The sequence below is a fragment of the Paenibacillus sp. SER-28 genome, assembly GCF_052906305.1.
The window spans coordinates 94,746-109,865 of record NZ_JBRECM010000012.1; the positions used below are offsets into that span (position 1 = coordinate 94,746).

The 15,120-nt window shown below is 46.5% G+C and carries 13 protein-coding genes; 5 read left to right on the top strand and 8 right to left on the bottom strand.

Features of this window, described 5'->3' with window-relative positions; all coding sequences use genetic code 11:
- Positions 1-200 precede the first annotated feature (200 nt).
- On the top strand, positions 201-1,490 hold the full coding sequence (locus ACUYLD_RS22015; protein ID WP_446675988.1) for a DUF2515 family protein: 1,290 nt from the start codon (positions 201-203) through the stop codon (positions 1,488-1,490).
- Positions 1,491-1,506: 16 nt separating this feature from the next.
- Here ACUYLD_RS22015 and ACUYLD_RS22020 read toward each other — a convergent pair whose 3' ends face one another.
- From ACUYLD_RS22020 to ACUYLD_RS22050, 7 genes are all read right to left on the bottom strand, one after another.
- Positions 1,507-3,141 (bottom strand): polysaccharide biosynthesis protein, encoded by a 1,635-nt coding sequence (locus ACUYLD_RS22020; protein WP_235308418.1) that lies wholly within the window; start codon positions 3,139-3,141, stop codon positions 1,507-1,509.
- A 138-nt stretch (positions 3,142-3,279) separates the two neighbouring features.
- Entirely contained in the window at positions 3,280-3,759 is a 480-nt protein-coding gene (locus ACUYLD_RS22025) for a DUF456 domain-containing protein (RefSeq protein WP_061829850.1), read from the bottom strand.
- Between the two features lie 51 nt (positions 3,760-3,810).
- Positions 3,811-4,560, bottom strand: a complete 750-nt coding sequence (locus ACUYLD_RS22030) for a Cof-type HAD-IIB family hydrolase (RefSeq protein ID WP_061829851.1) — start codon at positions 4,558-4,560, stop codon at positions 3,811-3,813.
- Between the two features lie 82 nt (positions 4,561-4,642).
- Positions 4,643-6,721 (bottom strand): peptidoglycan D,D-transpeptidase FtsI family protein, encoded by a 2,079-nt coding sequence (locus tag ACUYLD_RS22035; RefSeq protein ID WP_446675989.1) that lies wholly within the window; start codon positions 6,719-6,721, stop codon positions 4,643-4,645.
- A gap of 178 nt (positions 6,722-6,899) precedes the next feature.
- Positions 6,900-8,981, bottom strand: a complete 2,082-nt coding sequence (locus tag ACUYLD_RS22040; protein ID WP_446675990.1) for a peptidoglycan D,D-transpeptidase FtsI family protein — start codon at positions 8,979-8,981, stop codon at positions 6,900-6,902.
- Between the two features lie 20 nt (positions 8,982-9,001).
- Positions 9,002-10,153, bottom strand: coding sequence for a transglutaminase domain-containing protein (locus ACUYLD_RS22045; protein WP_446675991.1), 1,152 nt, complete (start codon positions 10,151-10,153; stop codon positions 9,002-9,004).
- A 16-nt stretch (positions 10,154-10,169) separates the two neighbouring features.
- Positions 10,170-10,652, bottom strand: a complete 483-nt coding sequence (locus ACUYLD_RS22050) for a hypothetical protein (RefSeq protein WP_061829855.1) — start codon at positions 10,650-10,652, stop codon at positions 10,170-10,172.
- Between the two features lie 223 nt (positions 10,653-10,875).
- Between ACUYLD_RS22050 and ACUYLD_RS22055 the strand changes: the two genes are divergently transcribed.
- From ACUYLD_RS22055 to ACUYLD_RS22065, 3 genes are all read left to right on the top strand, one after another.
- A complete protein-coding gene (locus ACUYLD_RS22055) occupies positions 10,876-12,048 on the top strand; it encodes an MFS transporter (protein WP_235308412.1) in 1,173 nt (390 codons plus the stop codon).
- Positions 12,049-12,190: 142 nt separating this feature from the next.
- Complete coding sequence (locus tag ACUYLD_RS22060) at positions 12,191-12,301, top strand: YjcZ family sporulation protein (RefSeq protein ID WP_250240291.1); 111 nt, start codon at positions 12,191-12,193, stop codon at positions 12,299-12,301.
- Between the two features lie 166 nt (positions 12,302-12,467).
- Complete coding sequence (locus ACUYLD_RS22065; protein ID WP_061829857.1) at positions 12,468-12,812, top strand: toprim domain-containing protein; 345 nt, start codon at positions 12,468-12,470, stop codon at positions 12,810-12,812.
- Between the two features lie 90 nt (positions 12,813-12,902).
- Here ACUYLD_RS22065 and cyoE read toward each other — a convergent pair whose 3' ends face one another.
- The gene (gene cyoE, locus ACUYLD_RS22070; RefSeq protein ID WP_446675992.1) at positions 12,903-13,847 is read right to left on the bottom strand and encodes a heme o synthase; all 945 of its coding nucleotides are present in this window, start codon (positions 13,845-13,847) and stop codon (positions 12,903-12,905) included.
- 203 nt (positions 13,848-14,050) lie between these two features.
- Between cyoE and ACUYLD_RS22075 the strand changes: the two genes are divergently transcribed.
- Positions 14,051-15,034 carry a metal-dependent hydrolase gene (locus ACUYLD_RS22075; protein ID WP_446675993.1) on the top strand — a complete coding sequence of 328 codons (984 nt, stop codon included), beginning with the start codon at positions 14,051-14,053 and terminating at the stop codon, positions 15,032-15,034.
- Positions 15,035-15,120: the final 86 nt, after the last annotated feature.

The following is a 15,120-nucleotide window of genomic DNA, read 5'->3' on the forward strand; positions in this document are numbered from 1 at the left end:
GATTGCACTTTCTATTGTAACGCCAAGTGAAGCTTTTGCACACTCCCCCATTCTGCTCACATGCCGATTGGAAGCCCTCTCATTGAGGCATACTAAAGATATACTTAAGAATCCACATAAGCGAAGACATCCTAACAGCATACCCAACATACTTGGCAGGATACGGGGATGCTTGCAATTGGAAAGGAGGTTATTTAGTCATGTCTTTTACCGAATGGCTCCATACAGCATCTCGACAGCTTCAAGGAGGGCTAAAGTTACTGGGTTCCGTTCCCCGTGTTGCAGAGGAAGCTTGGGAGGGCAAACGGGCGGCTTGGACCGAATCCCACAAATTACGCTACCCCTTGCGTGAACTAGCGTGGGATTATCATACAGCACAGGCCGCTATGAATGAAGCTGAAGCGTTAATGCTGGTGAACGGACCCGCTACGCGTCCATCTTCTCTGAATATGCCCTTATGCGAAACAGACTGTGAGCTGCTGGAGCGGATCAAAAATGATACAGCACAGGAGAATCGCAGCAACGTCACCCGCACGGCCGCTTACCTTGAATGCTATCGTGGCTACCCGGAGTTACACTGGGCATTACTGGCCCACCTGGTTTCTCGTAATGGCGGCTATAATATGACCGATCTGAAAGGGGGACTAATTGGCAACCTGTTTGGCGAACAGGAAAAGGAATGGCTGTATCGGCTACTGGAGCGCTGTAATGCCCTTATTTTTCAAGATGCTTACCCGCAGTTGCAACTTTACATGCACAGCCGTCATTTGGGTCGGAGTTGCTTTCATTTGTTGCCTTATTTTCACGTTTCGCCATTCATGAAGCCCTTTTGGGAACGTTTTTGGGCTTGGCGGGATAGCTCTCTGTTGACTGTGGCGCTCATCATTAATGAACAAAACTATATTGAAGGACGTGTGATAAAAGATCCGTATTTTCAAAAATTTGTGACACACAAGCCGGGCTTTTATTTGCATGACTGGCTCCAACTTAATCAGGTTATATTTCCACTTGGGCTGAACGGTGGACTTGCTGGACTAGTGATGGAGCGTTTCGGCCATTTGGACGAGCGGATTGGCTTTGGCAAAAGTCTCTATGCTATGCTCTTCGGCCATCAGCAGGTGCTGGACCAGGTATCAGCATTCGCTAACAGTGTGCCACATACGGGTTCACGCAGCGACTATTGGCCCGGATTGTTCACCCCGAATGAACAAAAAGCGCTGCACTCTCCAGATGAAAGTGCAACGCTTTTAGCACATGAATGGCTACCGCCAGGACAACGTCTGTACAGCCCGAAGCTGAACGCCGTCTGGTCCGATACAGCTTATGATCCAATCCCCCGTTATGACTGGTTTCAGGACGGCTCCACACTCGGGCATCTCAGCGAACCAAGGCGACCGCTGTTATTTGCCATGCGCCATGAGCATCGCCATGGCATCCAAAAAACAGCAATGGCCCACGTTGCCCATAACAGCTTGCAACCTTTCCACTGATAGACTGGAGGACTCTTTAGCCTTGTTGTCCTGTAGACTCACGCTGTAGACGCATTAACGGACGCAGTACCTTTTGCAACATACGTGGGTAGTTGCCCAGCTCGTCCCTGCGCAATACGCGCAGTACAACCAGCAACAGCAAGTAGCATACCAGTACAGCTGCCCCTGCAATGCAGCACGCGATCAAGAAGGCCACACGCGCAGGCATCAAATGCACCAGTAGAATACAGGCTTCATTTACACCGTATCCGATAGCTCCCGAGACGACGACTGCGGTTAAGAACCCTGCCCAGCGACGGCCCATGATGGAAAAGGAGACGATCCCTTTAAGCACACGTAAATTCAGCAACGTGATCACGAGGAAACATAATCCGGTTGCGGCAATGATCCCGTAAATCCCAAGCCAACCAGCCAGCAGCCAGCTCGCTGCAAACTTGACGACGATACCGACCATGACATTAACCATTGAAATACGTGGCTTGCCCATACCGATCAATATCGAATTAGAAGTCATCATCGTAATCTGGAATATCGTTCCGAGTGTCAGAACAGCGATAATACCGCTGCCTCCAAGCGAGCTAAACAGTAAACCATTAATAGAATAGGCGGTTACACATAAAGCTAGCACAATTGGCATTCCAGTCAAAATAGAGATACGCAAGGCCAGCGTCATCTGATTTTGTAAATGCTGCTCATCCTTACGGGCAAATGCCGCTGAAATGATCGGAATGAGCGATTGGCTGAGCGCAATGGCCAAAATCGGCGGAATTCCCGCCACACTCTGTGCCCGAGAGCCTAGATAACCCAACTGAGTAGTCGCCTGATCCAATCCCACTTGACCTGATAGCAGTCTCACCACAATCGACGTATCAATAAAGTTGACCGCCGGAACTGTCAGAGACGACAATACAATGGGAATGGAAAGCTTGAAAATATCTTTGTAAATGCGCATCATCGGTAGCGCGGAGCTTTCCTCTTGGAATTGATCTTGGCGGTCCTGTCGATCCTGGCGGCGCAATTTCACCGTGTAGTACAACATGACCGCTAGAGCGCCAAGACTTCCCATGACACCTCCAAAGGAGGCCCCGGCCGCAACCTCGCGATCTCCATAACCCAGCTTCAAAATAATAAAAGCGAGTACAATAGCAGTCGCTACCCGTGCAACCTGCTCCACAATTTGTGAAATACCGCCTGCGGTCATATTACCGCGCCCTTGGAAGTATCCACGCATCATGGCAATGGCAGGGAACAGCAGTAATGCTGGTGCCAAAGCCTGAATGGCCAAAGCGGATTGTGGAACCCCTGCTACATGCTCGGCAAAGTAAGGTGCTCCAAAATACAGTAGCGCTGTAATGATAATGCCTGCTGCGGCCGCGAATATCAAAGCCGCACGATACACACGTCGTGCTTCCGAAGGCCGATCCAGTGCATAACGTTCTGAAACCATTTTGCTCAATGTACTTGGAATACCGGCCGTAGCCACTGTGAGCAGCATCAAATAAGCGTTGTTCGCAATGGTAAACGAGGCGTTCCCAACGGAACCAAGCAGATGCTCCAATGGAACACGCTGTACCAGACCAAGCACTCTGGCCACCAAGGCAGCAGCGGCTAAAATAAGCGTACCTTTAAGGAATGTTTCTTTATTGGACAAAATGCGTTCCCTTCTTTCTTGCTGTTCACACGCATGCAAAAGCCCCGCACAAACAGTCATGGCCTGAGCCATCACCGGTGCGGAGCCGCATGTCGATTCTGTCTCTGCAAATCATAATAAACGAAAACGAATCTCGGGTCATAACACCCAAATCAAGAATACAATAATCATGGCAAGCTGCAAGATCACTTTCATCACGGTGCTGGTAAAAAGGCCTAATACGGAGCCAAAGCCCACTTTAATAGCTCGGTCCAGCGGGGCTTTGCCAATTAACTCACCCAGCACAGCGCCGATAAATGGTCCCAAAATCAGACCAAATGCCGGAATAACGAAGGGACCAATAATAATCCCGACAGTGCTGAGGATCGCCGACAGACGCGAGCCGCCAAATCGCTTGACTCCCCAGGCATTCACAGCATAATCTGCAACAAAAAGCGCAACAACGATTAGTGTTTGTATAATCCAAAACAATGCATTGTATGGAGCAAACGAGAAAAACCAGCCGTATACAAAAAATGCAAAATAGATGGCGAGCGCCCCCGGCAATACGGGATATACCGCCCCAGCCATGCCCACAATGAACAGCACAATGACAACAATCCAGCCTACAACGTCCATGGGCCTCCTCCTTCTCGTTCATTCATCTTGCTTGCTGCATCATTCGTTTCATTACACAAGCACATAATCACGGATCACTTCTACAATGCCGTCGTCATTGTTTGAAGCCACGACCACATCAGCGGCTTCTTTAACCGTATCCTGAGCATTCCCCATTGCTACGCCCAGTCCAACCGCTTGAATCACTGCCAGATCATTCAGACTGTCGCCAACGGCAACCACCTGCTCCAGAGTAATGCCAAGCAGATCGCACACTTCAGCGATTCCACTGGCTTTGGATATACCAGCCGGGTTAATTTCCAGATTTGTCATCGAAGAATTGGAAATTTCAAGTCCACCCATGTCCTGAAGTTTAAGCAAAATTTGGTGGCGAATTTCGTCATTTTCCGTATTATAACCGAATTTGAGCCACTCCTGTGTGTCCAATGTATCCGGCCAACGATCCCTGTTATATAATTCCTCTGTTGAGTACGCCCAGAACCAGGAGCCTGTTTCTACAGCAATCTGGTGCATCTTGCGAACGAGCTCCTTATCAAGTAAATAACGGCGCCACAACTCGTGGGGTGATTTCCACACCTCACTGCCGTTTACGGTTACCATTGGCGTCTCCAGGCCGAGTTGCTGACCGTACGGCAGAGCATGCATCGCTGCACGTCCAGTAGATAAGCATACATGGATCCCTTCCTGAATCGCCTTGTTAATCCAGTTAATCGTTTCCAAGGAAATTTCATGATTATCATTCAGTAAAGTTCCATCCATATCGAGCGCAAGCAGTTTGTATTTATATTGGTTTTCTCCCATAGTCTCTCTTCCTCCTGTATGTCCCTTATGTCCAACGACATTTTACCATGAAAAAGAGAAGCCCACAAAAAAATTCAAGTCCTCACTTTGCTGCCAGAGGCTTTTTAGGAGTACCATCTAGCCCGTAAACTTCGTCATACGCATCAAATATTTTACGCGCAACCGGTCCCGCGCTCGTCGCACCAAAGCCCCCTTCAGGAATGATGACCGCTACTGCCAGCTTCGGATTTTGACGGGGAGCAAAAGCGATGAACACCCCGTTATCTTTAACCGTACGTCCCACCACCTGCTCGGAAGTCCCCGTTTTACGGGCATAATCATAAGGAAATCCATTAAAGGCTTTAACATCCGTAGCCATACCTCGAATCACTGTATTCCAGTGCGTATCTGAAAAAGCGACCTCATTCAGCACCTTCGGCTTAAATTCACGTACAAGATTCCCCTGATCATCTACAATTTTGCTGACCAAATGAGGCTGCATACGCTTGCCCTTTGTTGCCAGCACAGTTGTATACTGGGCTAACTGCATCGCCGTATACTTTCCCTGCTGACCAAAGGATGCCTGCACCAAACGTGTCAGCGCACTTTCATGCTTGCTCGTATACTCAAGTCTGCCTGCCCACTCGCCCGGCAGATCTACTTCTGTCGGTACGCCTAATCCAAATTCCTTCATATACTTGTCCCATACGTCAATTCCCTGATGCACCCCTGCATTACTTCCGTATTTGTCATACATTGGCTTGCCGATCATATCTACCATAAACGTATTCGACGAGACCTCAATTGCCCTGCTAGGTGTCAAAGAACCATACACATGTCCGCTAGAATTCCCGACCCGGCTGGAGCGATTTTTGCCGTAGTACGCACTTCCCGTATCCAGATAAGTTTGTCCGGGAGAAAACAGGTTTTCCTTCAACCCGATCAGCACGGTTAGCGGTTTAATGGTTGAACCCAAAAGCACCGAGGATTCTGGATGTGGACCTGCTTTACCGCTAGGGACGGATTTAATGGTTCCATTTCCCATTTTATGCTGAATTTCGTCATATATCGAAGGTGAGGTACTTCCACTTTTCCATACATTAGAGTCATAATCCGGCATACTGGCCATTGCCACGATATTTCCGGTCTCTACCTCCATCGCTACAGCGAAGCCAGTGGTTGCGTCTTGATGAAGCTTCCCCGATACGGCATGAGTATGAAGCCAGCGAAGCTGATCCATAATGGCCTGTTCGGTTTTCTGCTGAATTTCCTTGTTGATGGTGGAATATAAATGATGTCCTTTTTCAGGAGGAGTAATGGATTCAATGCCCTCCGGCATGCTGCGAGGATTGACCTCTAACGTTTTATATCCGTTTTTCCCTCTCAGCTCGTCCTGGTACTGAAGCTCCAAGCCATCATATCCGACCGTTTCACTTTCCGAATAAACCTGTGCCGGTTTTAAAACCTCCGAATTCGCTTCATAGAGCTCTTTATATTTGGGCCGGTTCGTTCGAGCTCCTTTGAACTTGTACATATATCCAATCGTTTGTACCGCCACCCGATCCGGGTCATAATGGCGAACACTTTCTTCTACAACCTCTACACCAGGGAACTCTGTCCGATGCTCCAGAAAATAAGCGATTTCCTCCCGACTCAGGTCGGATTTGACCAAACGTGGGGTAAATCCCCTATATTGATTATAGTCCGGGTCCAGTCTCTTTTTTATTTCCTCTGCATTAAGCTGCTCTCCTTCGGTACGACCCAGTTCGTTTAATTTGGCAGCAAGCTTGGCAGCAAATGCATTGAGCTCAGGGAGCAGCTTTTCCCCCGGCTTGCGATCTTTCTCCGTACGCTTGCTATAATCCTTAGATAAAGTTACATACAAGGACTGTACTGAAGTCGAATACGCCAGCTTAACCGTACCTGTGGAGTCATAAATCGTGCCGCGACTCGGAACTAACGGGACATTTTTCGTATTTACGGATTGCTGCTGACTCTTCAGCTCGTCCGATTGTACAAACTGCAATACAGCTAGTCTGGTAATGATCAGGGCAAACAGCACAAAAGCACTAAAAAACAGTAGGTTGGTTCGTAAAACCGTCCGTTTTTTTCGTGACTCTTCATCCTCTTCTTGATTTTTCTTTTTGAATGAAAACTTTTTATCTAAACTTCTTCTGTCCATATTAGCTGCATTACTCCTTCCAATAGGTTTCATATTCCCTGATCCTACCATATCTAAAACAATAAACGATGAATTCTAAGATGACAATTTTGTAAGAAAACGTAGAAAAAACATAAAAAAGCTTCCCTCAGCCCAAAGGCTAAGGGAAGCTTTCATGAAATGACATCGTATAAAAGGATTATGGCTGTTTGATTGCATTAGGATCGGTTGCTGTTTCATCCTTTTTCTTTGGAACACCGTCCAGACCGTACACTTCATCGTAAGCATCAAAGATTTTGCGTGCTACAGGTCCAGCACTCCAAGCCCCGAAGCCTCCTTCAGGAATGACAACGGCTACAGCCAGCTTGGGATTCTGGCGTGGTGCAAAGGCGATAAATACCCCGTTATCTTTTAGTTCTCTGCCCACACTTTGCTGCGATGTCCCCGTTTTGCGAGCAAAGTCGTAAGGGAAACCTTTAAATGCGCTGACATCTGTTGACATCCCGCGTATAACTTCATTCCAATAAGCATCCGGAAATTTCACTTCATTCAGTACCTTCGGCTTAATTGTTTGAACTACATTACCGTTGGTATCTTTAATTTGACTGACCAAATGCGGCTCCATCCGTTTGCCCTTGGTAGCAATCATCGTTGTGTATTGGGCAAGTTGCATAGGTGTATATTTACCTTGTTGACCAAAGGATGCATATGCCAATTTAGAAAGTGCTGACTCTGATTTACTCGTGTACTCCCGCCAACCCCGGAACTCACCGGGCAAGTCTACTCCAGTAGAAACACCTAATCCAAACTCCTTCATATAACGATCCCATACGTTAACACCCTGGTCTTCTGCGGCATTGTTGATGTATTTGTTATATAAGCGTTTGCCAACCATATCGACCATAAAGGCATTGGAGGAATGGCGAATAGCGGTTGCCGGGTCCATTGAACCGTACACATGACCAGATGAGTTGCGTACCCGTGAGGAGTTGTTACGTCCGAAATAAGCCGCTCCTGTATCTTGATAGTACGTATTTGTTGTAAACAGTCCTTCTTCCAATCCAATAAGAACGGACAGCGGTTTAATAGTTGATCCGAGAAGTACAGTAGAATCAGGGTGCTGTCCAGATTGGCCAGAGCCAACGTTCTTAATTGTGGCGTTTTGATACACATGTTCAATCTCTTTATATTTATCTGTGGAAATTGTACCCGTTTGCCAGTAATTCGCATCATAATCCGGCATGCTCGCCATGGCTACCACATTACCAGTATCCACTTCCATCGCGACAGCAAAGCCTGTTTTTGCATAAGGATGAGTCCTGCCAGATACAGCGTGTGAATGGAGCCATCTCAATTGATCCATAATGGCATTTTCAGTCTTAACCTGAATTTCTTTGTTAATCGTAGAATAGACATTATTTCCTTTTTGCGGAGGAGTAACAGAATCTACCCCCTCTGGCATGTTGCGTGGATCAATCGGCACTGTTTTATAGCCATTTTTCCCTCGTAACTGTTCCTGATATTGAAATTCCAGTCCATCAAAGCCAACAGATTCGTTATCCATATAAATGAGACCCGGATCATTTTCAGATGACATAGATTTTTGAATATTCTTATACTTAGTCAACGTTTCACGCGCACTTTTATAGCTTTTAATGTAGCCAACCGTTTGAACAGCTACCGTATCAGGATCATAATGACGTACCGTTTCCTCTACGACATCTACGCCCGGAAACTCACTTTTATGCTGCATAAAATAGGCAACTTCATCTTTGTTAAGATTCGTTTTAATCAAACGCGGCGTAAAACCGCTAAATCGCTGATAGTTCCGATCCATAGCGTCCATAATTTGTTCTGCCGTCATTTTGGGCTCATCTTTATTACCATATTGGGCAAATCGATTTGCCAGCTTTTGTGTCATGTTTTCCAGCTCAGGCAACAGCTTTTTATCAGGCTTACGCAACTGCTCCATGCCGTCACTATAGTTCTTGGAGAGCGTGATATACAGCGATTGTACAGGTGTAGAATACGCCAGTCTGTTCTGCCCGGTGGAATCGTAAATCGTTCCGCGAATCGGCGTAAGCGGTACATTTTTGGTAACATTACTGGCCTCCTGCTGCTTAAGCTGAGGTCCATCTACAAATTGAAGTATCGCCAGTCTTACAATAATGACCGTAAATATAATGAACGAGCTGAAAAAGAACAAATTGATCCGAAAGCTGAATCTTTTTCGATCAGACGTCTCATTGTCTTTTCCCTGCTCGTTGTCTATCTTTCTCATGTGCCCTTTTCCACTCCTTATTAAATCACTTTATCCTTGATATGTGTTTGGGCAAAACCAGGCGGATTAAACCAGTCCCCACTTTGCGCCCAGGTCGGGTCTAGCGGTACCCACTGATTCTGTCCGCTCAAATATACCTCATTCCAGGCATGGGACCCGTATCCTCCCTGTCCGTTGTATCCAAGGCCTGTTACAACCTTGACCTGTAGCCCCTGCGAACGAGCCATCATCGCATACAGGCGGGCATAATCAATGCACACTCCTTTACGTGTATCAAACGTATCTCTAGGAGTCTGTTCATGCCAGTCACCACGTTGCTCATAGGCTTCCACCTTACTGTAATCATAGCTAATACGGGTGCCTACCCATTCATACAACGCTCTAGCTTTTTGCTCGTCACCGCTAGCCCCTTCTGTAATCTTGGCCGCTGCCTGAACGATATCGTTCGGAATTTCCCGGTCAATCATTTCGTATTTACGCTGCAGGATACCGTTTAATTCCTTGGTAACGGCCTGCGTAAATACGGGCAATTTATCCTTAATCAGTGTACCGGATAACGGCTCAATGACCGATTGCGCTCCCTGCTTATAAATCGGTGAAGCTTGGACGTAGCTGCTAAACCCGCTGTCTGGATACAGACTTACGCCGATGAATAGCAGGGCTATAACCATGATAGCGCGTGCTCCACCAATAAGAGTACCTATTCCAGCCCCTGCCACCCTGCTGAAAAAGCCTGATTTTTTTTCATGCTCATGGAAAGAAGAATCTGACTTGCCACCTACCATCAACACATAAATTGCACGTAGTACAAATTGGGCGATCGCATAACTAAGCATGAACAATACGGCAAACCGTAGCAGCGGAAACCCCTCTAACCCCGCCACCAACGTATAATAAAATTGCTCAATCCCACTTAGTTCTCGCTGAGGCAAATGTTCCATGTAAGCCGCCAGCCATTGTTGTACCTTCGGTGAAAGCCACATGGCTAATCCGAGCGAGCACAAAATACCCGCCACAGTCAGTATGCCATCCACAATAAGACTGAACAGCGCCCCTACAGATCTGGAAGCTCCTCGTCTCCAGCCCTGAATCAACGACAGCAGTACAATGACAATCAAAAACACCGTCACGCCATTCCAATGAAGAATAGGCTCCAGCCAGGATGGTTTCATTGTGTTCCTCCTGTCTCTACGGCGACTGTGGCGACTGTGTTACAGCCGAGCCTTTCGCACCTTCGATATATTTCTTGACGGTATCGCCCATACTCCACTCGCCCAGCGACATCCCCTGAAACCATACCTTGACCTTGTCACCATCAAATGGACCTTTCACTTCCAGGTTGGAGCTGGTTACCGAAAACGTACCATCCGCGTTGGATGTGTATTGGGCATCCCGTCCCTCTTTGATCATCATGTTCAAAGCCTCGCTCTGAACCTTGTTAATCGCATCATCCTTTGCCTGAGTAACGACCTTGCCGACCTGTTCAAAGGAAATGCCACTGTAGATAAGCAAGCCTGCAATGACGACAATGACAATCAGCCATTTTACGAGAGTTCTTACAATCTTTAATATGACTAACAGTAGGACAAGCCCAATTAATATATACAGCCAGTTATCCTGAACGATCTGCCAATTATGTTCCAAAAACTCTGTCCAGACGCCCTTATCCATTTCGCTACACTCCCGTTTTCAACTACATCATTCAAATCACAAAATTGTCTCTGTAATTATACATGATTACGTGATGCCCTGTCAGCTTAGCTCTTGTACATACCTTGTTATTCAATTCTTGTCCATACAAAGTGGTCTATGTTCGTCCACTCCAGCGTACAACTTAGGAAGGGCCAATACGTCGTGCAACATGAAAGTTTACATTAGGGAAGGGGGTCATCCCATGAAAACAGCCCTCTGGCTGTATCTCTTTTTATTCATTGCTTTTTTCGATCTGCATGCACAATATCCTATTTTGACACCATTCGCTATCTCCTTGGGTGCGGCACCTACTTTTATTGGCTGGATGATGGGAATTTACTCCCTAACTCATCTGCCTGGTAATTTGATGGCCGGCCCCAAGGTCGACAAACACGGCAGCCGCCGATATATTATGTTCAGCCTAACAGCCGCAGGCATCATTCTTGTCATTCAATCATACATTCACACACCGTGGGAATTACTTTTTCTTCGGGCGATTAGCGGTTTTGTGTTAGCCTTTTTATCTCCGGCCTGTCTAGCCATGTTGGCACAGCTATCCGATCATCCAGTTACGCAGGGCAAATATATGTCGGGACATGGTGTCGTTCATACGTTGGCCTCTGTCCTGTCTCCAGCCGCCGGCGCTTTTATCGTAGCCAGTTTCGGCTTTAGTGAGACGTTTAGTTCCCTTGGCATCATTCTCGTAGTCACGGGGCTTATGGCTTATTTCACCTTGCCCAAAACAGCACCCGCTCCACAGGCCCAATTATCTGATGGTCATGCGACACCTACTCCGCTATCCGGAGCACAAAAGACTCGCTTACCATTCAATTGGCGTTACCTGCTCCTGCCTTTTGTTTTAGCGTGTGCACAAGGCATTTTATTTTACGAAATTCCATTACGGAATAACGGTTCTGCTTCCATGATGTCCACCGGATTGCTCTTTTCCATCATCAGTTTGGGAGCACTTTGTACGCTCAGCTTGCTGTTTCTGAACAAATATTCACCAATGGTGCGACTACTTTGTGGCATTATTTTGATGTCTCTAAGTTTTTACGCACTCGCCACCACGCCCGAAGCGGCGATTGGCATTATACTTTTTATTTTGGGAACTGCCAAAGGTATCATTTTCCCAGCGCTGGCCTCCCTTTTCATACGAATTGGAGGAGCGCGACTGGGCAAAACCTTTGCACTACAGTCTATTGCAACATCTATCGGCTCCTTTGCCGGACCTGTACTGGCAGGTCAGCTACCCGATCACATTTCTCCTTTTTTCATCGCATTTCTAATTCTTATGGCTGGCCTGCTATTCGTTCCTATTAAGCGATTATCTCCGACGCCGCCACTGTCTGCCTCAGGACCTTATCATTCCTAGCTAGTCTGAGGGCAGTGGTATGCTAATATGCTACCTTTAAAGCCCAAAATGTCGTTTCAGAGGGCAAATGCACAGTACACTATCCCCCTATCCACATAGACTATTTTGACTGAACATTCACTAACAAAGGGAGGTGCAGCCTGTGAGCCACTGTCATCCTGTAAACCCTTGTTCTGTTTTTGGAACTTCAACTGGCATCATTCTTGTTCTTTATATTCTGCTCGTCATCATTCTCCGTACTTGCTGGTTTTAATGTCTGAATTGCCCTAACATGTTGCCCCTTGTACCCATGCCTGCCACTTCTGGCAGGCTGTTTTGTTATTTTTTGCATGAGAACCCTATTTGGAGCTACACTATACACATATTCTTCATTTCCCGGGGAATTTCGAGCATATGTATCAGACAAGGGGTGAGCTTAAATGGCGATAACCGTGATTGTTGAAGGGAAAAATGACCGCAGCAAACTTCGCCGATTACTTGACCCGGAGGTTCACATTTTATGCACCTTCGGTACACTCAACTCTATAAAACTGGAATCCCTCCACAAGCGGGCCAAGCACGACGAAATATATTTATTTATGGACAATGACAGCTCAGGGAAGAAAATAAGGGGTGTGCTTGCAGACTCTTTTCCGGATGCCTGCCATATGTATACCCGCAAAGGATACGCTGGCGTAGAAGGCACTCCAGACGAATATGTGATCGCTCAATTGGAAAAAGCAGGGTTGGAAGAATACATTATATACCCGCCACCTGTTCTTTAGTCTTGAAAATAACAAAAAAGCTGTCCTCAGGCCGCTTGCATGCCTGTTGGACAGCTATATGGTGCACTATAAAATGCCTCTAAAATAATATTAGAACTTATGAACCGTATCGACGATCATCAGCAAGAAGCTGAGTGTCAGATGGTTAATGGAAAAGAAAAATACTTTTTTTGCCCAGGAATCCGTTTCTTCTTCCTTAATCGTAAAACCTTTAAAGGCATAGAATGCCCACAGCACGGACAGTAACACGGACACGATCATAAAAATTATACCGGCATATCCATAAGCATACATAAGGATGGGTACCGGAATCAGCAATACAATATAAGGAATCATCTGAATCTTGGTCCGATGGATACCTTTTACGACTGGCAACAACGGAAATCCTGCTGCGCGATATTCCTCAACTCTGCGAATAGCAAGTGCCCAAAAGTGAGGCGGCTGCCATAAGAACAGGAGAGCGAATAAGAGCCAAGCGCCCATATCAATACGACCCGAAGCGGCCACATAACCAATCACAGGAGGCATTGCACCAGAAATACCGCCGATGGATGTGCTCCATGTAGACGAACGTTTTAACCAAAGTGTATAAATACCGACGTAAACGAACATACCAAGTAATCCCAGTAATCCTGCCTTTACACCAGAGAAGAAGAATAGAACAGCTAACCCGACAACACCCAAAATAATAGCGTATGACAACACCGTTGTAGGGGTCAGACGCCCTGTTGGCAGTGAGCGATTACGTGTACGTTCCATTTTCAAATCCAGCTCACGGTCAAAATAGTTATTAAAAACACAAGAAGACGCCATAACCAGCATTGTACCTAAAAGTGTAAGAATTAGCTTTATATAATCAACGTCCCATTGCGATGCTAACCAAAAACCACCAAAGGCTGCAACCAGATTGGTACGAAGGATGCCTGGCTTGGTAACTGTAATAAAATCTTTCCAAGTGCCCGCTTTGCCGGGTGGTTTAGATTTTACAGAATAGGTAGCCGCATCCGAAGAAGTCTTATAACTTATATTATCCATTGTGAGTAACTCCCCCTTAGAGATGTATGAATTCGGGAGTAAGTTGAACTCCGATATAAATTTTATCATATACCTACCCTAAAAAGTTTGACAGAAAACGCACAAAACGTTCACAATTCCGATGGCAAATTGCCCCTGCTGATCGTTTACAGTAAATTTGGGTAGTAATAAGTACAGGAAACAATACAAAAGGAGCGACAGATATGGATACAGCCACACACTTTGTCATGGGAATCGGATTGGCCGGGCTGGCCTACACTGATCCTGTCGTCGCCGGAGATCCAAAGTTGGCCGCAGTCGTACTGCTCGCTACAGTCGTAGGATCACAAGCTCCGGATTTTGACACCTTGCTTCGGTTGAAAAATAATGCAGCCTACATTCGCAATCACCGTGGACTGTCGCATTCAATTCCCTTCTGGTTGATATGGATCTTGTCCATAACGGGTCTGATTTGCCTAATTTTCAGGGATGTGCCCCCGGGTCATGTAGCACTATGGGTAACAATTGCCGTCTGCCTGCATGTATTTACAGATTTATTTAATACGTACGGAACACAGGCATTCCGGCCGTTTACAAGCAAGTGGATATCTTGGAATATCATCCATATTTTCGATCCCTTTATTTTTGGCACCCATGTTGCTGCGATTATGCTGTGGGTCACCGGATTGATTCTACCCGCTCCCTTATTTATTACGCTGTACATTATTATTGGTCTATATTACATTTGGCGAACCTGGAGTCATTTCATGACCAAAAAAGCGGTACGTGATATGGACGACGAGCGCCAGGAGGGCGATACCTATTATATCATTCCCACCGTATCATGGAACCGATGGCATGTGGTAAAAGCCCACCAGAATGGAAGTTATGACATTGGCGGATTAAATGGCAAACATTTATTTTGGACGAAACATGCGATTCCATCCACACATCCTGCCGTGGAAGCATCCAAATCCTATCGCGATGTGCAGGCATTTCGCTATTTTTCCTCCTTTGCCGTTGCCGAGGTGGAAGAACTGGAATGGGGCTACATTGTGCGATGGGGAGACGTCAGGTATCGACACCGGAGACAATATCCATTCGTGGCTGTGGTCGCGATGGATAAGCAGTTCGGACTGATCAACAGCTATATTGGATGGCTCAGTGACGAAAAGATGCAAAAACGCCTTTCCCTGCATACGAATTAAAACCTGCCTACAAGCTAACAACAAGCCGTATGAACAACAGACAGCAAGTCTCCCTTCATCTGGAGCTTGCTGTTTTTTTGGCCATT

Bases quoted from the DNA above. Each gene is read 5' to 3' on its own strand.
- ACUYLD_RS22025 (WP_061829850.1), bottom strand. From the start codon at position 3,759: ATGGACGTTGTAGGCTGGATTGTTGTCATTGTGCTGTTCATTGTGGGC.
- ACUYLD_RS22015 (WP_446675988.1), top strand. From the start codon at position 201: ATGTCTTTTACCGAATGGCTCCATACAGCATCTCGACAGCTTCAAGGA.
- cyoE (WP_446675992.1), bottom strand. From the start codon at position 13,847: ATGGATAATATAAGTTATAAGACTTCTTCGGATGCGGCTACCTATTCT.
- ACUYLD_RS22050 (WP_061829855.1), bottom strand. From the start codon at position 10,652: ATGGATAAGGGCGTCTGGACAGAGTTTTTGGAACATAATTGGCAGATC.
- ACUYLD_RS22055 (WP_235308412.1), top strand. From the start codon at position 10,876: ATGAAAACAGCCCTCTGGCTGTATCTCTTTTTATTCATTGCTTTTTTC.
- ACUYLD_RS22035 (WP_446675989.1), bottom strand. From the start codon at position 6,721: ATGGACAGAAGAAGTTTAGATAAAAAGTTTTCATTCAAAAAGAAAAAT.
- ACUYLD_RS22075 (WP_446675993.1), top strand. From the start codon at position 14,051: ATGGATACAGCCACACACTTTGTCATGGGAATCGGATTGGCCGGGCTG.
- ACUYLD_RS22030 (WP_061829851.1), bottom strand. From the start codon at position 4,560: ATGGGAGAAAACCAATATAAATACAAACTGCTTGCGCTCGATATGGAT.
- ACUYLD_RS22040 (WP_446675990.1), bottom strand. From the start codon at position 8,981: ATGAGAAAGATAGACAACGAGCAGGGAAAAGACAATGAGACGTCTGAT.
- ACUYLD_RS22065 (WP_061829857.1), top strand. From the start codon at position 12,468: ATGGCGATAACCGTGATTGTTGAAGGGAAAAATGACCGCAGCAAACTT.
- ACUYLD_RS22045 (WP_446675991.1), bottom strand. From the start codon at position 10,153: ATGAAACCATCCTGGCTGGAGCCTATTCTTCATTGGAATGGCGTGACG.